Below are 21947 nucleotides of genomic sequence, written 5' to 3' on the forward strand. Positions count from 1 at the left end.
ATCTCCTCCATATGTAAAAATAAATGGTGCAATGAAATCCTATATCAACGGTTATGAATTCACAAGTAATATGCTGTGGGATGAAACAAAATGCTATGTCAATCGTATATATAACGTTCACAAAACATGAAATGGAGTATAAACATGACTAACATACCTTTCATTTATCAGTACGAAGAAAAAGAGAATGAAAGAGCTGCGGCGGGCTACGGCACTTTCGGTTACCTTATCACACGGATTGAAGAAATGCTTTATGATCAATACGGTGTATTCTATGAACTCTATGCCAGTGATGATCCAAATACGGAATACTGGGAGCTTCTTGTAGAAGATGTCCGCAGCGGTTCATTGGAGCCTGAGCATGTGGCATATATATTTGAAAAGCTTGAAAAGAAAACCTTTGCTTACGATGAAGATGAGAAAGAACCGGATTATACCGTCCATAAGTCTATAAGAAACAGTGTATACGCGTATCCCGAAAAGGGAGTTGCTTTTGCCAGAATTCCATATTTTCAAGATGGGAGCATTATGAGTTTTGATTGTCTGTTTGCGGTTAACGATGAAAAGATGCGTGCATTTCTGGAGGGAGTCAGACCGCGTCTTTGGGAAAAAAGCAAGCGGAAAGTGACCGTGTTTACGGATGGAGATGGAGGGACTTCAAGAGAGCAGGAAGCTATTGTCAGAGAGGTTCAGCGGAGTCATGTCATCATGAATCCGCTATTGAAAAAAGAGATATACAGATCAATTGATCAGTTTTTTCATAGTGATAAATCGTTTTATCAAACATATGACATCCCTTATAAGCGCGGCATTCTGTTATATGGACCTCCTGGAAACGGAAAGACGACGTTAGTGAAGTCGATCGCAGGCAGTATCGATGCACCTGTTGCTTATTGGCAAATTACTGAATTTACGTCGAGCGAGACAATAGAAGAAGTCTTTCAGGCAGCGAGACGCCTCGCTCCTGCAGTTCTGGTCATCGAGGATATAGATTCGATGCCGGAAGATGTGCGGTCCTTTTTTCTCAATACGCTGGACGGCGCGACATCAAAAGAGGGGCTATTTCTCATCGGTACGACAAACTATCCCGAAGAGATCGATCCAGGTTTGATGAATCGTGCAGGGCGATTTGACCGTGCCTATGAAATCGGGCTTCCGGATGAAGAGCTGCGGCTGGAATATATGAAAATGAGAGGCTTTGGCATCTTTTTGAGTGAAGGAGAAATAAAAAACGCCGCAAAACTTACAGAAGGCTTTTCCTTTGCACAGCTGGGAGAATTATATGTATCTTCAGCCCTTCAATGGCACCAAGAAGGGAATCACCATATTGAAACCATGGTGAAAGACATGACAGGAGAGCAAAGAAAAAGCCAGCGGGGAAGCTGGATGGAAAGAAACAAAGTCGGTTTTCACTAAAAGAAAGCACGGGTGTTTGAAAAACCCGTGCTTTTTTGTTGCGGTTAGCCGAAATTCGACAATTGCGGTTATTTTGCGTTCTTCTTTTTCTTGCAAATATGATAAAATATGACATATCTCGGGTAATTCAAAAAGGGGGGATTAATTGAGGATGAAGCAGACGATTCCGTCCTCTTATGTCGGGCTTAAAATTAATGAATGGTATACTCATATCCGGCAGTTCCACGTCGCTGAAGCCGAACGGGTCAAGCTCGAAGTAGAAAGAGAAATTGAGGATATGGAAGAAGACCAAGATTTGCTGCTGTATTATTCTTTAATGGAGTTCAGGCACCGTGTCATGCTGGATTACATTAAGCCTTTTGAAGAGGACACGTCGCAGCTAGAGTTTTCAGAATTGTTAGAAGACATCGAAGGGAATCAGTACAAGCTGACAGGGCTTCTCGAATATTACTTTAACTTTTTTCGAGGAATGTATGAATTTAAGCAGAAGATGTTTGTCAGTGCCATGATGTATTATAAACGGGCAGAAAAGAATCTTGCCCTCGTCTCGGATGATATTGAGAAAGCAGAGTTTGCTTTTAAAATGGCTGAGATTTTTTACAATTTAAAACAAACCTATGTTTCGATGAGCTACGCCGTTCAGGCATTAGAAACATACCAAATGTATGAAACGTACACCGTCCGCAGAATCCAATGTGAATTCGTTATTGCAGGTAATTATGATGATATGCAGTATCCAGAAAGAGCATTGCCCCACTTAGAACTGGCTTTAGATCTTGCAAAGAAAGAAGGCAATCCCCGCTTGATCAGTTCTGCCCTATATAATCTCGGAAACTGCTATGAGAAAATGGGTGAACTGCAAAAGGCAGCCGAATACTTTGAGAAATCTGTTTCTATTTGCAAGTCGGAAAAGTTCGATAATCTTCCGCATTCTATCTACTCTTTAACACAAGTTCTGTATAAACAAAAAAATGACGCCGAAGCGCAAAAAAAGTATCGTGAAGGATTGGAAATCGCCCGTCAATACAGTGATGAATTATTTGTGGAGCTTTTTCAATTTTTACATGCGTTATACGGAAAAAACATTGACACAGAATCGGTCTCACACACCTTTCAATTTCTTGAAGAACATATGCTGTATCCTTATATTGAAGAGCTGGCGCATGATGCTGCCCAATTCTATATAGAAAACGGACAGCCCGAAAAAGCACTTTCATTTTATGAGAAAATGGTGCACGCACAAAAACAAATCCAGAGAGGAGATTGTTTATATGAAATCTAAATGGATGTCAGGTTTGTTGCTCGTTGCGATCGGGTTCAGCTTTACTCAGGTGATGGTTCATGCAGGTGAAACAGCAAACACAGAAGGGAAAACATTTCATATTGCGGCACGCAATCAAACATGATGCATAAAAAAGACCCTTAGGGGTCTTTTTTATTTCTTCAGCTTCCATTCTTTTATCGTCAGCTCAGAAGATCCACTTGCCACCAGCGGATCCGCATGGCCGATTTCCGCTGCCTCTTCCAGTGAATCTGCTTCGATGACATACGCTCCGCCTGTGGCGTCGCTGAATGGCCCAAACATTTTTAAACGTTTTTCTGCTTGTAAACGATCCAGAAATTCATAGTGCCCAGCCACATGCTCCTGATTAAATTTCTCCGTTCTCATTGTCAGCATTAAATATGTATACATATTCAGACCCTCCGTGAACTTCAGTTTAACACATTTATCCATATTACGGTGATAGATGATATGAGCTTTTCGTCCTACGAATGCCACCTATTTATGAAAAAAGAAAAGGAGAGATGATAGGTGAGCATTCCAGTAAAGAAAAATTTGGTTTCTGAGGCGAAATACGCGTTGAAGTGTCCTAATGCAATGTCCGCTGAATACATTACCATTCACAACACGGCAAACGATGCATCAGCGGCCAATGAAATCAGCTATATGATCGGGAACACAAGCTCGACAAGCTTTCATTTTGCGGTCGATGATCAAGAGGTGATTCAAGGTCTGCCGCTTAACCGAAACGCCTGGCACACAGGTGACGGCACAAACGGTCCGGGAAACCGCAAATCAATCGGTGTTGAGATTTGCTACAGCAAATCGGGAGGCCCGAAGTATGAGGCAGCTGAAGCCTTGGCGATTTCATTTGTAGCACAGCTTTTGAAGGAGCGCGGCTGGGGCATCGATCGGGTGAGAAAGCACCAGGACTGGAACGGAAAGTATTGCCCGCACCGCATTTTATCAGAGGGGCGCTGGGATCAAGTGAAGGCGGCAATTGAAAAGGAATTAAACGGGGGCGTATCAGCTAAAAAAGCTGCAGTCTCTTCTTCAGCGTCTGAATATCATGTGAAAAAAGGCGACACATTGTCAGGGATTGCCGCATCACACGGAGTCAGTGTGAAAACGCTGCAAAGCATCAATCATATCACTGACCCGAATTACATTAAAGTCGGACAAGTGATCAAACTGCCTCAGACGGCATCTGCTTCTAAAAGCCATGCCGCATCCTCATATCCGCTCCCATCCGGCGTGATCAAAGTGACAAGCCCGCTGACGAAAGGGACAAAAGTAAAGCAGGTGCAGACCGCTTTAGCCGCTCTTTATTTTTATCCTGATAAAGGAGCGAAAAATCACGGCGTTGACGGCGTTTATGGCCCGAAAACAGCAAATGCAGTGAAACGTTTTCAGTCTGTCAGCGGTTTAACGGCTGATGGGATTTACGGTCCGAAAACGAAAGCGAAAATGGAGGAAAAGCTGTAAATAAAAAGACGGAAGCTGTGAAGCTTCCGTCTTTTTATCTTACATACAAACTGCGGCAAGCACCTTTTGAATATCATAAATGCTCTCATCTTTTTTAAACTGCTTTGAGACGGCAGGAAGTTCTGCGCCGGAAATCCAAATTTTCAGTTCTGAATCGAGGTCAAAGCGGCCGGCCGTTTCCACGCTGAATCTGGAAATGCTTTTGTACGGAATCGATTGAAATTCCGTTTTCTTGCCTGTGATTCCCTGTTTATCTACAAGGATAAGCCGCTTGTCAGTAAAGACAATCAAATCGCGAACCAGCTTAAACGCGGCTTCAACATTCTCACCCTCCAGCAAAATATGGGCAAGCTCTTCTTTCACAGCAGCCGTTGACAGTGTTGACGCATTGCCGAGTAATCCATCAATAAACCCCATCATATACCTCCTCTGCGTATTCTATCAAATCATACTATAAAAAAGGTTTTCATTCATAGATGAGTAGAGTAAACTGGTGCTGACTGGTAAAGGGGGCGTTCAAAATGGAAGATATGTATGACAGCTTTGCGGCCCTTTCTGCTTCTGAGTCGGAGTACCGGATTATTTATGAGGAGAAAAACGGAAGTGAGCTTATCGTCCTCGGTCCTCACGGCGGCAGAATTGAGCCTGGCGTCAGTGAACTGGTGCGGGCATTTTCGGATCGATGTTCCATCTATTTGTTTGAGGGTCTAAAGCAGCGAAACAACCGTTCCTTGCATCTCACCAGCATTCGTTTTGATGAGCCGCTGGCTTTAGAAAAAGTGAATGACCACCATTACGCATTAGCGTTTCACGGGTATTATGATCCGAAAATCCCGCATACATTGGTCGGGGGGGCGGATCGTAAAAAAGCCAAGCTCATTTGTGAGCGTCTGAATGAAGCGGGTTTTAGCGCCGAGCTCACTAATGAGAAAGACCGCCTGGCAGGTGTACACCCAAACAATATTGTCAATCGGACGAAAAGAGAAATGGGACTGCAATTGGAGGTAAGCACGGCACAGCGAAATGCGCTATTCCGCAATTTTGGGTGCCGTGATAAAAGCTACATACAAAACGATTTGTTTGATCGATATGTGGAAGCCGTCAAGCTTGGCTTTTATAAATAAAACTAGACGGGACCTGCACGGTTGGCCTATTCCTTCATACGCTGGGGTTGTGCGAAAGTGTGGGGAGGAATGATTCATGTTTTATCATATAAAAGAGCTTCAATATCAAGCAAAGCCAGCTCATCCCGATCCGGTTTATGCGAAAAAACTTCAAGAGGTGCTCGGCGGCCAATTCGGTGAAATTAGCGTCATGATGCAGTATTTGTTTCAAGGGTTTAACTGCAGGGCGGATGCTAAGTATAAAGATTTGTTATATGATGTGGGGACCGAAGAGATTGGGCACGTAGAAATGCTGGCAACGATGATTTCCAGACTTCTGGACAATGCACCCGCGGATGTACAGGAGGATGCTTATAAAAGCAATCCCGCTATTGCAGCAGTCATGTCAGGGATGAATCCTCAGCACGCGATTGTGTCCGGATTGGGGGCGATGGCATCAGATAGTGAGGGCTATCCGTGGAATGCAAAATACATTATCTCAAGCGGAAACCTGCTGGCCGATTTTCGCGCTAACTTAAATGCGGAGGCCCAAGGACGCCTTCAGGTGACACGGCTTTATGCCATGACCGATGATCCAGGGGTAAGAGATATGTTGTCATTTTTGATTGCAAGGGATACCTATCATCAAAATATGTGGTACGCGGCCATTAAAGAGCTGGAGGAGAGAGAACGGGATATTGTCGTCCCGACGACGTTTCCGCGTGAGCTCGAAAAGCAGGAAGTCTCCTATGACCTGTTTAACTTTTCCAGGGGGGATGAAAGCTCACAAGGAAGATGGGCACATGGGGAAGCCTTTGACGGCCGGGGTGAATTCAGGTATATCCCGGCTCCGATTGCGTTCGCATCTGCGCCTCATCTTAAACCGGCGCCCATGTGGCTGCATAATACAGTTCCCCCAATGTCGAAATGTTAGGTTCTCTTCTGGGCTGAGGAATATATCCTTAGCCCGTATTTGATCAGATGTTTTTGCCAATATGATATAACGCTTTTTCCTCAGCGACCTGCAAGTGCTGCTGATCGCCTTCCTCGTACGCATGTGGCCGCTTGTGAGATAATAAATAAGCGAGCCGCTTCTGAAATTGAATACCTGTTTTACGCCGTTCAAACATGTCAAGCCTTTTATCAGCAAATTCCTTTGTTACCCGGAATACCGCCGCAATTGTGGCGAGTGCCTGGCTTCTCCATTGCGGCAGTTCCATCTGCAACAGCATAAAGGTTGGCACACAGAAGTGGTACATAAATTGATTTGCCTGGAATTCTTGAAGCTCTCTGAAGAGCTTGTTCATCTGAAAATGATTGCCTGCATGCTTTAACACATGGCACAGTTCATGGCCAAAATCCTCCCATTGCTCTTCCCGTGACTTTTTTTGGTTCAATACGATACTGTACATGCCGTCGTATTTCACCATCATGCTCCCCATATCCTCAAAATGCACCCAAATATCCAGATCCTTTGCGATTTTCAGCATGTCAATGTGATGAGGGGATGTGATGCCCAGCCGGCCGTATAAATTTTTAACGTATTCCTCCAGATGTGATAAGTAATCGCCCAATTGAATACTCCCTTTCGAACGTTTGTTCTGTTTTTAGCGAGAAAGAAAAGCCCGTATAGGACTGGAAAGTAGTGTAGAAATCTTTCCCTTTTCTTTTAAAAATAAACACTTTTTTCTTTATATCGGTCTACTTTTTATATGTTTTAGAGAACAGAGAACGATTTATTTATTTTTCGGTTTGCGGTTTTTCTCTTTTTCTTTTAAATAGTTGATAAATTCGATGGCCTGCTGTTTGCTTTCTGGGGAAAAATCCTGCATATCGCGGTATGCAAGCTGCAGGTCGGGATCTGAGAACATATCGTCATCGGATTTTTTGTCTTTTCCCGTTAATAAGTAATCAGTCGTTACTTGAAAGTAATCAGCCAGCTTTTGGAGTGTGTCGTAATCAGGTTCGCTTCGCCCATTTTCATAGTGGGAATATCGTGCCCGTGACACACCGATGTGTGATGCGATTTCTTCCTGTGTCCTTTTCCCTCTGAGACTCTTCAATCTGCCGCCTATCATACTATGACCTCTCTTTTTTAAACTCCCTACGTTACTTATGATTATAGATACAATATGTATCAAAATAAAGTTATGATAAAAAAAGTATCAAAAATTACTTGATGATACAGTTCGTATCGTTTATACTTGGTAACAGTTGATACGAAATGTATCAAAAACAAATCAGGAGAGTGATCACATGTATCCAATCCAAATTGTTTTTAGTGAAAATCCCATAGATCAGCGCCATCTCGGACAATCCGGCGGCACCATTTCGTTTACCGCATGCGGCCTTCCGGTGTTTCACTTTGAAACGCAGGAACAGTTTCAAGCATACATGATGTTAAAAGGAGAAGCGGCGTACAATGAAAAACGATAAAAGCTATCCTTTTCCGACGTATTCAGGGTTATTGAATTCAGAACATTATGACAAAATTGGCCCGGCGTTATGGCTGTTTCTCTGGTTTATCAGCTCAACAACAAGAGAAATCGAAAAAGACGGCGTAAGCTGGGGCATCGTACTCGGCCATAAGCCGTTAAAAGCGAGAGAAATGGCGGCAGTCTTCGGCGTAAGTGAAAAAACCGTCAGAAGATGGCTGGAGCTTCTCGAAAACCATGATTACATAAAGGCCGTCCGTGCGCCATACGGACTGATGATTTCGGTCAAGCATTCCAAAAAATTCAGCTTCAGATCGGACAATACTGTACACGGGAGTCTAAAAGAACGGCCATTTTCGCCGCAGACACCGGACACAAACGACCGTACAGATATAGATAAAACAAACAAATATACTGCTGCTGATGATGCAGTGGATCACATTGCGAAGCGGTTTACACAATTACGGTCGGCTCAAGAAGGACGCACCGTGTATCCTTCCTCAAGAGATTATCAAGCCATCGCCCGCATTGTTGCCATCGGCGTTCCTGTCACGCAAACAATCAAATGGCTTGAAGAATGCTTTCAGGCTTTTGAAAACCGGCGGACCGCCGCTTCTGAAACAATCAAGGCTTTTCGCTACTGCTCGAAATTCATTGAAGATCGATTTTTCGCGCAGCAAGCCAAAAAGAATGCCGCAATTCAGCATGAGAGGATGAAAAAACATGACAAAACGAACAATCGAACAGATTTTGGACGAGCTGAGAAGAGGGAGACGTCCATTACTGGCGGACAAACCGGCCGAATCAGACGCAAGCAGGTATGATTGCCTGCGCTGCAAGGATCAGGGAGGTTATCTCGTCAGACAGAATGGCCTGGAAGTCTGGACGATGTGCAGCTGCATGGCAGAACGAAAAGTGAAGCGGCTGCTGGGTGCAAGTGAGATTACCCACGCTTTCAGACAGCTCGGCTTCAAGGAATTCCGCACGGAGGGAAAGCCGCAGGCTATAAAAGACGCATTTGAGTGTACAAAAGAGTATGTTGCCGATTATGAACAAATCAAGGATTGCCGAAAAAACAGCATTGCCCTTTTAGGACAGCCTGGATCAGGGAAAACACACCTTTTGACTGCCGCTGCCAACGAATTAATGAGAACATGCTATGTGCCTGTCATTTATTTTCCGTTCGTGGAAGGCTTTACTGATCTGAAAAATGATTTTGCCCTATTAGAAGCGAAGCTGAACCGGATGAAGCAGGCGGATGTGCTGTTCATTGATGATCTGTTTAAACCGGTTAACGGCAAACCCCGCGCTACAGATTGGCAATTAGAGCAAATGTATTCGGTACTCAATTATCGCTACTTAAATCATAAACCGATTTTGCTTTCTAGCGAGCTGACAATTGAAGCACTTGTACGGGTTGATGAAGCGCTCGGCACGAGAATCTATGAGATGTGCAGTGACTATCTAGTGATTATCAAAGGAGCAGCCTACGAGCTTAACCATAGATTGGAGGGCGTCAGATAATGTGCAAGCTTTGTCAAACAAAGAAAGTCATTGTGGAACATACCGGTATTGGAGTCGTTTTTCATCCATGTCCGAACTGCCGGTCCGGCACTGACTTAACGCCTGTCATTCAAAAGCTGGAGCAAATGCTGACAGCGGGAAAAGCGAGGCTGAATATCTATGATTAAACAGCTGACTGCTCTAATCACTTTGCTGTTTCGGGCAAAGCGAACAGAAAAAAACATTGAACAATGGTATAAGGACGACGGGAAGTGAAAGTGTTGGAAAAAACAAAACAGACAGAGAAAAGCCCTGCGCCGTGGCGTGCTGTCCCGTGCGGGGATACGAAACCGATCTATATTTATTCAGCTTACAGTGAAGAAGAAAAAGAAAGATTCCCATATTCAAACGGACGGCTGATTGCCGCTGTATTTGACCTTAGCTCTTATTCGCAAAAAAGCAATGCCGCTTTGATGGCCGCTGCGCCTGAATTGCTGGAAGCGTCTAAAGCAGCGCTTGATTTTCTGAAGGGGAATTCTGTTCATTCAAAGGAGCGTATCATTCAGCTATTAGAAAAAGCTGAAGCAAGCGCTGCACCGAAAAGGGGAGGAAATAAAACATGATTCATCCTAAAAAACTGCTGCATATCGATTCCGTCACGCTTAAGAGCCAGCTGGAGGACGGGAAAATCCGTGTCATTATTGTGGATGGCATCAAGCAAGAAGCATGGATCACAGAAGCGCCCGAGCATGGAAAAACGCTCGTCGAAACAAGAAAGGGCGACCTTGCCCGAGTGGAATTTGAAATCGGCTACAAATTAAATTAAAGCGAAAACAGAATACGTCCAAGACGGAAAGCCTGCGGACACTGATCAACTGCACAGCATTTGTGCGTTGATTGGTGTCCGTTTTTTATTTGCCAAAAATGAGGAGGATCATAGAATGCAAGACTTACTATTTGAATATAAACGAACGCTCAAACAAACAAGAAACCAATATAAACCGCTCGCTGAGGCAGATGAATCCGTGCTCTCAGCTGAAGAGCTGAAGGATAAAAAAATCATTAGAAATATGATTACTGATCTTGAATATGTAACAGAATGGCTTGAAAAAGGAAGGCAGCCCGGCATCAGACGGGCGATTGACCGGCGTGATGCTTACCAGCGGCTGATGATCAAGGACCCGAGAATCATCGAATCATTTTCCAGCGCTATGATGTTTGAGCCGGACGGACAGGTATCAGAAGAAGACAGAGATAGAATTCGAGAAGCATTAGCCCTGTTAACGGACAGAGAAAAGGAAATGTTTTTGCTGCATAAGGTAGAATGTTTTTCTTATGAACGGATCGCCGATCTTCTCGGCGTGAAAAAATCGACAGTGCAAACGACGATTAAACGGGCGAGTTTAAAGATGCAAAGACAGCAGGAAGACATGAATCGATCACTTGCCTGAAAGCTTGTCATACGTTTGCCACCTATAAGTGAATAGAGCATGACACATAAGCGGCTGGCATGATCAGCCGCTTTTATGAATAAACAACCATGCTGGAGGTGGCGGTGATGCCGTAGCATGAAAACACAACAGCGCGAACAAGCATTAGCAATCTATCAACAACATCAAGGAAAGATCACAAATCGGGCGATTGCGGACACAATCGGTGTTTCCCCGAAAACAATCGGCATCTGGAAAAAACAAGACAAATGGAAAGAGGCGCTGTTTTCTGCGTCCAAAAACGAACAAAAACAGCGCCCTATAAACAACGATGAATTAAATGAACGCCAGCGGCTGTTTTGCCTGTATTACGTCAAAAGCTTCAATGCCACACAGTCAGCAATCAAAGCGGGCTATTCTCCGGACAGCGCTCATGTGACGGGCAGCCGGCTCTTAAAAAACGAAAAGGTCGCTGCTGAAATTAGACGCATTAAAAAAGAAATGGTCAATGAGATGTTTATTGAAGCGATGGATGTGCTGCAGGTTTATATCAAGATCGCGTTTGCGGATATTACGGACTATGTGACCTTCGGAAAAAAAGAGGTCCAGGCTGTCGGGAAATCGGGTCCGCTGTTTGATGAAGATGATAATCCGATTATGAAGGAAATCAGCTTTGTCGATGTCAAAGACTCCGGGCTCGTTGATGGCACCATTGTAACGGAAGCAAAGCTTGGGAAAGAAGGCATTGCCATCAAGCTTGCAGATAAAATGAAGGCGCTTGAGAAGCTATCCTTATATTTTGATTTGTTTCCAGATCAATTTAAACAAAAAATTGAAAATGAGAAGTTGAAGCTTGCCAAACAAAAAGCGGAGAAAACAGATGACAGCCAAGAGCCGATTGAAATTATGATCAAACGAAAAGAGGGCAAGTCATGATTGTAAAAGAAATCAACCCTCATTTCGAAGATTACGTGTTCAATTGGGAGCAGACGTACCAATTTCTCGTCGGCGGCTACGGCTCATCCAAAAGCTATCATACCGCATTGAAAATCGTGCTAAAGCTGCTGAAGGAAAAACGGACGGCCCTTGTGATCCGGGAGGTGTTCGATACCCATCGGGATTCGACCTTCGCCTTGTTTCAAGAGGTGATCGAAGAGCTCGGTCTCACAAAGGCTGTGGCATCTCTTTCTTCCCCGCTGCAGCTGCGATTTCACAATGGCAGCCGGATCATGTTCAAAGGAATGGACAATCCGGCAAAATTAAAATCGGTTCATAATATTTCATTAATATGGATTGAAGAGTGCTCAGAGGTGAAGTATGAGGGGTTCAAGGAATTAATCGGACGTCTTCGCCATCCTGAGCTGAAGCTTCATATGATCTGTACCACCAATCCCGTCGGCACCTCCAATTGGACGTACAGGCATTTTTTTCGGGACGAACGCAATAAACGGTTTGTGCTGGATGACAGCGAACTTTACGAAAAGCGGACAATTGTGAAGGGAGATACGTATTACCATCATTCCACCGCTAACGACAATCTTTTTCTCCCAGAAAGCTATGTGAAACAGCTTGACGGGCTCAAAGAATATGATCCCGACCTGTACCGGATTGCCCGCAAAGGAAGATTCGGCGTCAACGGGATCAGGGTGCTGCCGCAGTTCGAGGTACTCCCGCATGATCAAGTAAAAAAATGTATCGCAGCCATCAGCAAGCCAATCTTTCGTACAGGTATGGATTTTGGATTCGAGGAATCCTATAATGCCGTCGTCCGGCTTGCTGTAGATCCTGAAAAAAAATACCTCTACATTTATTGGGAGTATTATCAAAATAAAATGACAGATGATAGGACGGCTGAGGAGCTGCGTGAGTTTATTGAGACACAGGAATTGATCAAAGCCGACTCGGCTGAGCCGAAAAGCATCCAATATTTCCGCCAGCAGGGCTTTCGGATGGTTGGAGCCAGAAAGTTTCCCGGCTCCAGGCTTCAATATACCAAAAAGGTAAAACGGTTCAAAAAAATCTTCTGTTCGGACCGCTGTGAAAATGTCATCTATGAGCTCAAGACACTTACGTATGCCAAAGATAAAAACGGAGCTCTGATTGAGGATGAATTCACGATTGACCCGCATACGCTTTCTGCCATTTGGTATGCGCTAGATGATTATGAGGTTGCTGATATGAAAGAGACAGCACACAAACGAATCCGGCCGAACCGAGAAAGGAGGAGGTCATAAATCATGCACAATCAAACAGTCAGAGCAACTGTATTTAAAGCCAATGCCGCGGCTCCTCAGACAAAGCAAATCTATGAAGATGACTTTTCTGAGCTGTACGGAGAGGACATTATCGCTCCGCCCTACAATATCATCGAGCTCAAAACCATTGCCGAATACTCGACTATTCTTCAGCAATGCATTGATGCGTACAGAGTGAATATTACAGGCTTTGGATTCGATGTTGAGTACACATTTGATGTCAACGCAAGTGATGTCGATCAGGCAAAAAAGAAAAGAGCGGAAAAAGACTGGGCCAGACTCGAAGCCTTTTATAAATGTCTTCACTTTGATGAATCAGCTGAAATGATTTTAGGCTATGCCATCGAAGACAGAGAAAAAACAGGCAACGGATTTATGGAAGTGCTTCGCGACGGGGCGGGAAAACCTGCCGGCATCGAATATTTAGATGTGAAATATATGCGTGTATGCGGAGCAGGCGAGCCTGTAGAGGTTTCATTTGTATATGAAGAAAACGGGAAAATGAAAAGGATCAAAAGGCAAAAACGCTTCCGAAAATATGTGCAGATGATCAATGGAAAGAAAGTATTTTTTAAAGAATACGGCGATCCGCGAAAAATGGATATGCGCACAGGTGAATATGTAAACACATTGGCAGAGAAGTATCAAGCAAATGAAGCCATTCACCTCAAAATCGGAAGCGGCGTATACGGTGTACCCCGCTGGATCGGCAATATTGTCAATTTATACGGGGCCCGAAAAGCAGAAGAGCTCAATTTTATGTATTTTAAGCAGGGGCGTCACGTCCCCGCTGCGATTACAGTGGAAAACGGGATGCTGTCTGAAGCTTCTTACCGGGAGCTGCAGGAATACATGAATGATCTTGAAGGCGTGGAAAACGCCCATAAATTTCTCCTGATCGAAGCGGAAGGAATCGCAAAAGAAAAGGATCTCCACGGAGGCGAGGATATTACGCCGGTTTCCGTGGAAATCAAATCCTTGGCGGAAATTCTCCAAAACGACGCCTTGTTTCTTGAATACGATGAAAAAAGCAGAAATAAGCTGCGTTCCGCGTTCCGTCTCCCGCCGCTGTATACAGGCGAGGCCCAGGAATACAACCGGGCGACAGCTGATACTGCTAGAAAAATTACGGAGGAGCAGGTTTTTCAGCCGGAGCGAAAAACGCTCGTGAATAAACTGAACACGCTGCTTTTGCCGGAGCTGAATATCCATGACGTCAGGCTGACATTAAAAGGACCGGACTTTCGTGATCCGCTTGAGATTGCGAAGGTGCTCGGTCCTTTTATTACAGCAGGAGCGGTCTCGCCGAATGATTTACGCGACCTTGCCGGACGGGTGCTTGGCAAAACACTTGAGGAGTGGCCTGAGGACATTTATAAACGGCCTGCAGGACAGGATGCGGAAAAGACAAACCTGACTGCGCTCATGCAGGAGTTGAAAGAAAGCATCGAAGATATCAAAACGTCCTGAAGGGAGGTGAATCAAGCAGGTGGCGCGAGAATTAAGAAATGCCAAAATCAGCTTTGTCAGTTATGTGGACAAGGCGGCTAACCAGACAGAATTTTTCTTTACGAAGTCAGCCAAACCTCCGTCATTTGAAAAAAAGGTTCGGCTGTTTACAAAAAGTGAGCAGGATGAACAAAAGCTCGTGTACGGAATCGTGTATGAGCCTGATGTTCCTGATGCACACGGCGATTTTATGACCGCCGAGGAAATTGAAAAAGCGGCGCACGGTTTTCTCGCGGAGGCACGGGAGATTGATATCAATCACAGCTTTGAGGGCGGAACCGGCGTCGTGGTCGAGTCCTATGTGGCGCCCGATGATTTTATGATCGGGTCAAAGCGGATTACAAAGGGCTCATGGGTGCTCGTGACAAGAGCGTCTGACGAGGTGTGGGAACAGATCAAGGCTGGAATCATCACCGGCTACAGCATGGCGGGCACTGCAGATGTGTATGAAGAAGAACCGGTCGAAAAAGCAGGGTTCTTTAGTGTATTCAAGCAAATGCTTGCTGACAAAACAGTGAAGGAGACTGAAGAAATGAGAAAAGAAGACATGAGAGAATCATTCGAGCATGCGCTTTACCCTCTGCTCAAACGGCTTGAGCGGATTGAAAAAAACACAGACACGGAGGAAAAGCCGGAGCAGACGGGTGATGACGAGCGTCTGAAAAAGCTCGTTGAAGACATGCTTGCCCCGCTGATCGAACGCATCGAGGCTTTGGAAAAAGCGCGGGGCGCGTCTAAGCAGACAGCGGACGATACGGGCGGCAATACAGAGCAAGTCAAAAAATCAATCTGGAGCGGACTGCTGTAAAACCAGTCAAGGAGGAGGAAATCAATTGAGAAATCAAGAGATCATTCGGAAAGCGGAAATGTCGCTTTCTGCTTTAAAAAGCGGCGGGCTTATGAACCCTGCGCAAGCATCGGCTTTTATCCGCATGGTGCAAAACACGCCGACCATTTTCAGTGAATCCCGCGTGATTCAAATGGAAAATGACTCGCAAAAATTTGAGAAAATCGGCTTCGGCCAGCGTATTCTGCGGGCTGCGCAAGAAGGAAAAGCACTGTCAAACGACGAGCTGACAGTTCCAACGACAAGCACTGTCCAGCTGAACACGAAGGAAGTCATTGCGGAAATCAACATTACGTATGACACACTTGAAAACAATATTGAAAAAGACGGCCTGCAGCAGACAATCATGCAAATTTTAGCAGAGCGCGCAGCAGTTGATATTGAAGAGCTGATCGTTAACGGTGATACAGCATCAGCTGATCCGTATCTGGCACAGCTGGACGGCATCCGTAAACAGGCGGTTTCCCATATCGTTGACATGAACGGTGAAGAATTGTCCAGAGCGACATTCAAGAAAGGCTTAAAGGCAGTTCCGCCGAAATATTTGCGCATCCCTCAGGAATTCAGATTCTATACGTCTCACGGCTTAGAAGTTGAATGGAAGGACCGCGTGGCAGACCGCCAGACAAACCTTGGGGACCAGGCTGTTCAGGGCGGCTTGTCAACAGCATTCGGCGTACCGGTCAAAGGAGTATCCAATATTCAGCCGTACACAGTCGGTGAGGGAGACGCGCAATATGACGCTTCTGATATCATTCTCACACATCCGAAAAATATCATTCTCGGCTTCTCCCGCAATATCCGAATTGAAGTCGACAAAGACATCCGCTCCCGTAAATTCATTATTGTCTTAACGGCCAAGCTGGACAGCAAGTTCGAGGAAGAGGATGCCTGCGCGAAATTAATTAACGTAAAAGAATAATAGAAACGAGGTGGTCAGCTCATGCTCATTGAACCGACTGACGTAGCCTCCTATTCGGTCTATGATCGGGTGAAAAACAGGCCGGAAGAGCTGCTGGCGCAGGATATCATCGAGGCGGAAGCGGAAGCGGCTCTCATCACGGGCCACCGCTTTGAAGACAGCTTGTATGATCCGCTGCCCGGCAAGGTGAAGTTGGCTTTAGTAAAGCTTGCCCAGTATTTTGCGCTTGTCAACAGCGATGAATCTGCCTCATCAAGCTATCAGTCTGAGAAAATGGGGGATTATTCCTACACGGTTTCCGGAGAAGGCGGCATTCAGCGGCCAGAGGTATATCATTTGCTCGAGGAGTTTATCACGCCGGGCTACGTCCCTGAATCCTCCAGACTGAAGGTGAGATCTTTATGAGCTACAGGCAGATGCTCATTCACCGTTGCGACATTTATCATGAAGCAGCGCAAGCGCCGTCTGCAGGCCGATTTGGGATTCCGGCAGACAGGCTGCAGCCGGTGATTTCATATCCGGATACACCCGATGAACAAGATGTCCCTTGTTATTTTACCGAAAAAACGCAGCAGCTGATTCAGGAGGAGCCGGATCAAACTGTATATCATAGCTTTCTCGTCCATTTTCCGTTGTCAGCGGACATCCGCGTGAACGATAAAATCATTTGGGAGAATCATAAATATATATTAAAGCTGCCGAAAAGGATCAGGCATCATCATTGGGAGGTCGTCGCAGTCAGGGATGAAAGCCTATGAAAATAGCGGGATTGAAACAGCTGAACACGGCATTAAAAGAAGCGGCTTCAGGCGGTTTTTCCAGACAGGCGTCCCGGTGGCTTGAGGAGTGCGGGCAAGATTTTCTGAAGATCGTCCAATCTGAACTCATCAGCACACAAACGATTGATACAGAAAAACTGCTCAGTTCCTTTGAGAAAGGCGCAGAGGACAATCTCTGGATTGTGCAAAGCGGCGGGCTTTCGCTTGAGGTGGGGACACAGCTTGATTACGCCTCATTTCTTAATGACGGCCATTGGACGTCAAAACAAGATGTGAGATGGGTGCCGGGGCGTTTTCAAGGCTCACGGTTTATTTATGATCCAGCGGCTTCAACGGGAATGGCGCTCAAGAGAAAATGGATACCGGGCACGGGTTACTGGGATCATGCACTGCTTTTATATGAACAGCTGTTTGAAAAATCGCTGGAAAGCAAACTGCGCCAGTGGCTGAAGAAGCTGTAAAGGAGGAGCAGGATGAACAGTGAAACAGGATCGATCATGGCGTTTTTGTACAGCCGGTGGTCTGTTCCCATTTATGAACGCGAGCTTCCTGATCACTTTCAGGTGCCGTCGTTATATGTCCCGCCACCATCTGTTTTCGAGGAAACAGATACGGTCTCCACATTTAAAAAAAACTACAGTCTCAATGTAAAACTGTTTCATCTGGACTCCGTTCAGGCGCTGGATGAAGCGGACAGGCTCGCGGATGCCATCAGAGAAGCGAGAAATATGATTCCGCTGCTGAGTGAATCCGGCGAGAAGACGGGGGATATGGTTCGCATCTCCCAAATCGAGACAAGGGTAGGGGACAGGGGCGAGGCGGCCATGGTGATCAGGTGGAGCAGCCGATATTATTATCACAAAACAGAACAGCCTGTCTTACAGGATATCGACATGAACAGCGGGGTGAAATAAACGGTGTCAAAGGACAAACAACAGAAGAAGGCTGTACATACAAAGAGCCGGGAAGCTCTATTTGATACAGCGGATTTGATTAAGCACGCGAAGGAACTGTTCGGCGTTAAGCCGGATATTCTTCAGGGGGCTTTATTTGGCGTGGATCAACCACGTATGACGAAATCAGAAGCCAACCAATTGATTCAAACATTTCTAACCAAGGAGGTTATGTCATCATGAATGGCGGAACATTTACAACAGGCAAAGAAAAAGAACGTGCAGGCATTTATTTTAACTTTAAAACGACGGCACAGGAGCGGGTATCACTCAGTGAACGGGGAACAGTCGCACTTCCGGTCGCATCAAGCTGGGGCGAAGCGAAAACGTTCGTCTCCATTTCCAGCGTTGAAGACCTAAACAAAAAAGTGGGCCTCAGCATTGATGACCCGTCTTTATTGCTGCTGCGTGAAGCGAAGAAAAATGCGAAAACGGTATTGATGTACCGTCTAACCGAAGGTGTCCGAGCGTCTGCTGATATTGCTGAAGGCGTCAAAGCAACTGCAGTATATGGCGGAACAAAAGGAAATGACATTATCATCCGCATCAATCAAAATGTGCTGGATGCTAATTCTTTCGATGTGACAACATATATGGACGAATCAGAGGTTGATAAACAGACTGTCAAAAAGGCTGAAGAATTAACAGCTAACGGCTATGTCACTTTTACCGGGACAGGCGATCTTTCTTCAACGATTCCTCTCACTGGATCAGAAGGAGACACTGCAGCTGAGACGCTGAATGCATCCGCGGGAATCCGTTTATCTGGCGGTACGGATAAAGCCCCTGTCAACTCCGACTATACAGATTTCTTAGCCGCGGCTGAAACGGAGAGCTTTGATGTGATTGCGCTGCCTGTTGCAGAAGGTGACCAGTTGAAGGCGACGTTTGCTGCTTTCATTAAACGCCTGCGCGACGGCCAAGGACAAAAAGTGCAAGGCGTCACAGCCAATTATGCCGGTGATTATGAAGGCATCATCAACGTAACTGAGGGTGTGCTGCTTGAAGATGGCACGGAAGTTACACCGGACAAAGCAACAGCTTGGGTAGCTGGAGCGAGTGCAGGAGCAACCTTTAACCAATCACTCACATTTGTAGAGTACGAAGGCGCAGTTGATGTGTTACACCGACTTGACCACGATACGATTGTTGAACGTCTGGGCAAAGGTGAATTTTTATTCACATTCGACGCCCGTGATAAATCCGTCAGCGTAGAAAAGGACATTAACTCACTCGTGACGTTCACAGCTGAGAAAAACAAGAAATTTGCGAAGAACAAAATCGTTCGTGTCCTGGATGCTGTGAATAATGATTTAACACGCGAGCTGAAAGCCTTAATTAAATCAAGAAAAGGCAGCGGAAGCGATATCCCGGCATCTGAAGACGGACTGCAGTATGTAAAAACGATGATCACGCAATACATGACAACACTTCAGGATGCAGGCGGCATCACTGGCTTTGATTCCGATGAAGATATCACAATTTCAATGAATGAAGATCGTGACGGCTTCTTGATTGACCTGGCTGTACAGCCTGTCGACGCAGCAGAAAAATTCTACTTTAATGTGGAGGTAAACTAATATGGCATTAAAAGCACAAAACACAATCTCAGGAAAAGAAGGCCGTTTATTCCTCGATGGTGAGGAAATGGCGCACATCAAAACATTTGAAGCAAACGTTGAGAAAAACAAATCCGAAGTCAACATTATGGGCCGCCGCATGACAGGCCATAAAACAACAGGGGCAAACGGAACTGGAACAGCAACGTTTTATAAAGTCACATCAAAATTCGTGCTATTGATGATGGACTATGTCAAAAAAGGCAGCGACCCTTATTTCACGCTCCAAGCTGTGCTGGATGATCAATCCTCAGGCCGGGGCACAGAGCGAGTCACGCTGTACGACGTCAACTTTGACTCTGCCAAAATCGCAAGCCTTGATGTCGATTCAGAAGCGTTAGAGGAAGAAGTTCCATTTACATTCGAAGACTTCGACGTCCCTGAAAAGCTATCTGACACGTTTTAATCAAAGCTGAATCAGCCCATACGCAGACCTTTCTCAGAAAGGTCTGTTTTTTAAAGATGAAACCAAACAATAGACAAGGGAGTTTTTTACATGAGCGAGAAGAACGAAAACGTATATGATCTTTCCTTTTTTATGCCGGGAAAAACAATTGAAGCTGAGGAAATCAAAGTGCCGATCTCAAAGCGTTTTGTTGATAAAAAAGGGAACATCGTGCCATTTATTTTTAAAGCGATCACGACGGAGCGCATTGATGAATTGGAGAAAGAAACAACAACGTATAAAAATGTCAAAGGCAGAGGCCGTGTAAAAGATTTAGACAGCCAGCGCTTTTATGCCCGAATCGCAGTTGAATCAACCGTTTATCCGGACTTCCGTTCAAAAGAGCTTCGAGAAGCTTACAAAACGGCTGACCCGGTAGAAGTTGCGAAACGCGTGCTCTCAGTTGGAGGCGAGTATGCGAACTGGTTAAACAAAGCGATTGAGATTAATGGATTTGAAGATGAATTAGAGGATCTGGAAGAAGAAGCAAAAAACTAATCAAGGATGGGCATAAAGAAGCCGTGTATCTCTACTATGCGATGCACGAGCTTCACTATTCCCCATCAGATTTATTGGCGCTCTACGAAGCGCCCAGAAACTATAAAGCGCTGTTGTATGGACTGATTGGATATAAGCTCGATCTCCTTGAAAAACAAGCAAAGAAAGGAGGGGCATCGTAATTGGCAAAGCTGACAGCAAGGTTTGAAATGGAAGACCGTGTAAGTAAAAAGTTAAGAAAGATCCAGAATGGGTTTAGAGCACTTGAAAAATATAGAAAAATGGTGCAGCGAAAAAGCGCTATTGATGTACGAAAAGAAAGCAAAACTGTATTAAGGACAATTGATCGCATACAAAAATCATTAAAGAAAAAGCTTGGCGCCCAAATGATCTCCATTTCAACTGAGGATAAAGCCAGCAGTGTCATTCAGCAGGTTAATGTTCAATTGCAGGGATTGCCGTCATCTGTATCTATTAAAATAGATGCTAGTGACCAAGCAACCGAAAAGTTTGAACGATTAAGAGAGCTCGTGGCAGGTTTTAAAGGCTTTACGATTATGCTGAGTGCAGAAGATCAAGTGTTGCCGGCTGTGCAAAAAATACAGCGCTATATGGAAACTGCACTTAAAAATGGTTACTCTGTTACGATACGCGTGATTGATCACGTCATGAAAACAGTCGGTCGTATTTCTGCTGGTATTAATGCCTTAACAGGAAAAGACAACAAACTTGAGCTCGCTATTAATGACAAGGTGTCAAATAAGCTGGATTCATTGCAGAAAAGAATTGACAGCATGGGAAGCTCAGGTCCCTCCGAAAAAGGAGCGCCTTCAGCAGGAGGTACAGGAGATATTGCGAGCATGTTTGATCCAGAAACGATTTTGACAGCACTGGACAAATTTGCTGCTTCATTCATGGAAAAGGTGGATGAAATCGCTACAAAGTTCAGCCCGGAAACAATCTTAACAGAGCTGGATAAATTTACGACATCGTTCATGAATAAGGTGGATGAAGTCGCCACAAAGTTTAGTCCAGAGACAATTTTGTCGCAGCTGGATAAGTTTACAACATCGTTCATGAGTAAAGTGGACGCAATTGCAACGAAATTCAGTCCAGAAACGATTTTGTCGCAGCTGGATAAATTCACAACATCGTTCATGAATAAAGTGGACGCAGTTGCAACGAAGTTCAGTCCAGAAACGATTCTGGCACAGCTGGATAAGTTTACAACATTGTTCATGAGTAAAGTGGACGCAATTGCGACGAAATTCAGTCCAGAAACGATTTTGTCGCAGCTGGATAAATTCACAACATCGTTCATGAATAAAGTGGACGCAATTGCAACGAAGTTCAGTCCAGAAACGATTCTGTCCCAGCTGGATAAATTCACAACATCGTTCATGAGTAAAGTGGACGCAATCGCAACAAAGTTCAGTCCAGAGACGATTTTGTCGCAGTTGGATAAA

At 45.0% G+C, this 21947-nt stretch carries 31 protein-coding genes; 27 read left to right on the plus strand and 4 right to left on the minus strand.

The features are described from left to right. Positions 1–144 precede the first annotated feature (144 nt). The 3 genes from yjoB (at position 145) to phrA (ending at position 2822) form a co-directional block, all read left to right on the plus strand. Positions 145–1416 carry an ATPase YjoB gene (gene yjoB, locus MKY50_RS06880; RefSeq protein ID WP_088325665.1) on the plus strand — a complete coding sequence of 424 codons (1272 nt, stop codon included), beginning with the start codon at positions 145–147 and terminating at the stop codon, positions 1414–1416. 145 nt (positions 1417–1561) lie between these two features. Then, positions 1562–2698 carry a response regulator aspartate phosphatase gene (gene rapA / locus MKY50_RS06885; RefSeq protein ID WP_213414428.1) on the plus strand — a complete coding sequence of 379 codons (1137 nt, stop codon included), beginning with the start codon at positions 1562–1564 and terminating at the stop codon, positions 2696–2698. Beyond that, entirely contained in the window at positions 2688–2822 is a 135-nt protein-coding gene (phrA, locus tag MKY50_RS06890) for a phosphatase RapA inhibitor PhrA (RefSeq protein WP_106073840.1), read from the plus strand. The genes rapA and phrA overlap by 11 nt, the downstream gene beginning before the upstream one ends. A gap of 29 nt (positions 2823–2851) precedes the next feature. Here the strand turns inward: phrA and MKY50_RS06895 are convergent, their stop codons facing one another. Beyond that, entirely contained in the window at positions 2852–3109 is a 258-nt protein-coding gene (locus tag MKY50_RS06895) for a YciI family protein (RefSeq protein ID WP_003232731.1), read from the minus strand. A 120-nt stretch (positions 3110–3229) separates the two neighbouring features. Here MKY50_RS06895 and MKY50_RS06900 point away from each other — a divergent pair, with 120 nt between their 5' ends. Beyond that, positions 3230–4183: an N-acetylmuramoyl-L-alanine amidase gene (locus MKY50_RS06900; protein ID WP_128747067.1), complete on the plus strand. Its 954-nt coding sequence runs from the start codon at positions 3230–3232 to the stop codon at positions 4181–4183. A 39-nt stretch (positions 4184–4222) separates the two neighbouring features. On the opposite strand, the gene MKY50_RS06905 is transcribed toward MKY50_RS06900, so the two are convergent. Then, on the minus strand, positions 4223–4600 hold the full coding sequence (locus MKY50_RS06905) for a PH domain-containing protein (RefSeq protein WP_014476529.1): 378 nt from the start codon (positions 4598–4600) through the stop codon (positions 4223–4225). A 104-nt stretch (positions 4601–4704) separates the two neighbouring features. On the opposite strand from MKY50_RS06905, the gene MKY50_RS06910 reads away from it, so the two are divergent. Both MKY50_RS06910 and MKY50_RS06915 read left to right on the plus strand, forming a co-directional pair. Then, positions 4705–5307 carry a poly-gamma-glutamate hydrolase family protein gene (locus MKY50_RS06910; protein WP_015252289.1) on the plus strand — a complete coding sequence of 201 codons (603 nt, stop codon included), beginning with the start codon at positions 4705–4707 and terminating at the stop codon, positions 5305–5307. Positions 5308–5383: 76 nt separating this feature from the next. Then, positions 5384–6220 (plus strand): manganese catalase family protein, encoded by an 837-nt coding sequence (locus tag MKY50_RS06915; protein ID WP_003245071.1) that lies wholly within the window; start codon positions 5384–5386, stop codon positions 6218–6220. Between the two features lie 43 nt (positions 6221–6263). On the opposite strand, the gene MKY50_RS06920 is transcribed toward MKY50_RS06915, so the two are convergent. Next, the gene (locus MKY50_RS06920; RefSeq protein WP_212059165.1) at positions 6264–6860 is read right to left on the minus strand and encodes an ImmA/IrrE family metallo-endopeptidase; all 597 of its coding nucleotides are present in this window, start codon (positions 6858–6860) and stop codon (positions 6264–6266) included. Positions 6861–7022: 162 nt separating this feature from the next. Further along, positions 7023–7364: an HTH-type transcriptional regulator Xre gene (gene xre / locus MKY50_RS06925; RefSeq protein ID WP_003232719.1), complete on the minus strand. Its 342-nt coding sequence runs from the start codon at positions 7362–7364 to the stop codon at positions 7023–7025. Positions 7365–7542: 178 nt separating this feature from the next. On the opposite strand from xre, the gene MKY50_RS06930 reads away from it, so the two are divergent. The 21 genes from MKY50_RS06930 (at position 7543) to MKY50_RS07030 (ending at position 20663) form a co-directional block, all read left to right on the plus strand. Next, positions 7543–7722 carry a hypothetical protein gene (locus MKY50_RS06930; protein WP_003232712.1) on the plus strand — a complete coding sequence of 60 codons (180 nt, stop codon included), beginning with the start codon at positions 7543–7545 and terminating at the stop codon, positions 7720–7722. Then, the gene (locus MKY50_RS06935; RefSeq protein WP_161477046.1) at positions 7709–8545 is read left to right on the plus strand and encodes an Rrf2 family transcriptional regulator; all 837 of its coding nucleotides are present in this window, start codon (positions 7709–7711) and stop codon (positions 8543–8545) included. Before MKY50_RS06930 ends, MKY50_RS06935 begins: the two co-directional genes overlap by 14 nt. Continuing rightward, a complete protein-coding gene (locus MKY50_RS06940) occupies positions 8445–9245 on the plus strand; it encodes an ATP-binding protein (protein ID WP_015252287.1) in 801 nt (266 codons plus the stop codon). The genes MKY50_RS06935 and MKY50_RS06940 overlap by 101 nt, the downstream gene beginning before the upstream one ends. Next, complete coding sequence (locus tag MKY50_RS06945) at positions 9245–9412, plus strand: hypothetical protein (protein ID WP_003245588.1); 168 nt, start codon at positions 9245–9247, stop codon at positions 9410–9412. The genes MKY50_RS06940 and MKY50_RS06945 overlap by 1 nt, the downstream gene beginning before the upstream one ends. Before the next feature lie 84 nt (positions 9413–9496). After that, the gene (gene xkdD / locus MKY50_RS06950; protein ID WP_038828721.1) at positions 9497–9847 is read left to right on the plus strand and encodes a phage-like element PBSX protein XkdD; all 351 of its coding nucleotides are present in this window, start codon (positions 9497–9499) and stop codon (positions 9845–9847) included. Continuing rightward, the gene (gene xtrA / locus MKY50_RS06955) at positions 9844–10050 is read left to right on the plus strand and encodes a phage-like element PBSX protein XtrA (RefSeq protein WP_003244900.1); all 207 of its coding nucleotides are present in this window, start codon (positions 9844–9846) and stop codon (positions 10048–10050) included. Before xkdD ends, xtrA begins: the two co-directional genes overlap by 4 nt. A gap of 115 nt (positions 10051–10165) precedes the next feature. Next, on the plus strand, positions 10166–10675 hold the full coding sequence (locus MKY50_RS06960; protein WP_116315575.1) for a sigma-70 family RNA polymerase sigma factor: 510 nt from the start codon (positions 10166–10168) through the stop codon (positions 10673–10675). Positions 10676–10792: 117 nt separating this feature from the next. Further along, a complete protein-coding gene (gene xtmA / locus MKY50_RS06965) occupies positions 10793–11590 on the plus strand; it encodes a phage terminase small subunit (protein WP_015252283.1) in 798 nt (265 codons plus the stop codon). Further along, positions 11587–12888 (plus strand): PBSX family phage terminase large subunit, encoded by a 1302-nt coding sequence (locus tag MKY50_RS06970; protein WP_041850936.1) that lies wholly within the window; start codon positions 11587–11589, stop codon positions 12886–12888. The genes xtmA and MKY50_RS06970 overlap by 4 nt, the downstream gene beginning before the upstream one ends. A gap of 3 nt (positions 12889–12891) precedes the next feature. Further along, on the plus strand, positions 12892–14379 hold the full coding sequence (locus MKY50_RS06975; RefSeq protein WP_003232695.1) for a phage portal protein: 1488 nt from the start codon (positions 12892–12894) through the stop codon (positions 14377–14379). A gap of 19 nt (positions 14380–14398) precedes the next feature. Further along, the gene (locus tag MKY50_RS06980; RefSeq protein ID WP_015252281.1) at positions 14399–15226 is read left to right on the plus strand and encodes an XkdF-like putative serine protease domain-containing protein; all 828 of its coding nucleotides are present in this window, start codon (positions 14399–14401) and stop codon (positions 15224–15226) included. Between the two features lie 25 nt (positions 15227–15251). Further along, positions 15252–16187, plus strand: a complete 936-nt coding sequence (locus MKY50_RS06985; protein ID WP_003232690.1) for a phage major capsid protein — start codon at positions 15252–15254, stop codon at positions 16185–16187. 21 nt (positions 16188–16208) lie between these two features. Continuing rightward, positions 16209–16592: a protein YqbG gene (gene yqbG / locus MKY50_RS06990; protein ID WP_040083372.1), complete on the plus strand. Its 384-nt coding sequence runs from the start codon at positions 16209–16211 to the stop codon at positions 16590–16592. Further along, positions 16589–16945 carry a YqbH/XkdH family protein gene (locus tag MKY50_RS06995; protein ID WP_009967053.1) on the plus strand — a complete coding sequence of 119 codons (357 nt, stop codon included), beginning with the start codon at positions 16589–16591 and terminating at the stop codon, positions 16943–16945. Before yqbG ends, MKY50_RS06995 begins: the two co-directional genes overlap by 4 nt. Further along, positions 16942–17427 carry an HK97 gp10 family phage protein gene (locus MKY50_RS07000; protein ID WP_251232885.1) on the plus strand — a complete coding sequence of 162 codons (486 nt, stop codon included), beginning with the start codon at positions 16942–16944 and terminating at the stop codon, positions 17425–17427. The genes MKY50_RS06995 and MKY50_RS07000 overlap by 4 nt, the downstream gene beginning before the upstream one ends. Before the next feature lie 12 nt (positions 17428–17439). Next, positions 17440–17880, plus strand: a complete 441-nt coding sequence (locus tag MKY50_RS07005) for a phage portal protein (RefSeq protein WP_341116377.1) — start codon at positions 17440–17442, stop codon at positions 17878–17880. A gap of 3 nt (positions 17881–17883) precedes the next feature. Continuing rightward, entirely contained in the window at positions 17884–18102 is a 219-nt protein-coding gene (locus tag MKY50_RS07010; protein ID WP_003232679.1) for a hypothetical protein, read from the plus strand. After that, on the plus strand, positions 18099–19499 hold the full coding sequence (locus tag MKY50_RS07015) for a phage tail sheath family protein (RefSeq protein ID WP_003245369.1): 1401 nt from the start codon (positions 18099–18101) through the stop codon (positions 19497–19499). The genes MKY50_RS07010 and MKY50_RS07015 overlap by 4 nt, the downstream gene beginning before the upstream one ends. A gap of 1 nt (position 19500) precedes the next feature. Continuing rightward, positions 19501–19944 carry a phage tail tube protein gene (locus MKY50_RS07020; protein ID WP_003232677.1) on the plus strand — a complete coding sequence of 148 codons (444 nt, stop codon included), beginning with the start codon at positions 19501–19503 and terminating at the stop codon, positions 19942–19944. A 90-nt stretch (positions 19945–20034) separates the two neighbouring features. Continuing rightward, on the plus strand, positions 20035–20481 hold the full coding sequence (locus MKY50_RS07025; RefSeq protein WP_015715734.1) for a phage tail assembly chaperone: 447 nt from the start codon (positions 20035–20037) through the stop codon (positions 20479–20481). A 41-nt stretch (positions 20482–20522) separates the two neighbouring features. Next, positions 20523–20663: a hypothetical protein gene (locus tag MKY50_RS07030; protein ID WP_014479557.1), complete on the plus strand. Its 141-nt coding sequence runs from the start codon at positions 20523–20525 to the stop codon at positions 20661–20663. Positions 20664–21947 lie beyond the last annotated feature (1284 nt).

The sequence above is a fragment of the Bacillus sp. FSL R7-0685 genome (genome assembly GCF_038002425.1).
GTDB lineage: Bacteria > Bacillota > Bacilli > Bacillales > Bacillaceae > Bacillus > Bacillus subtilis.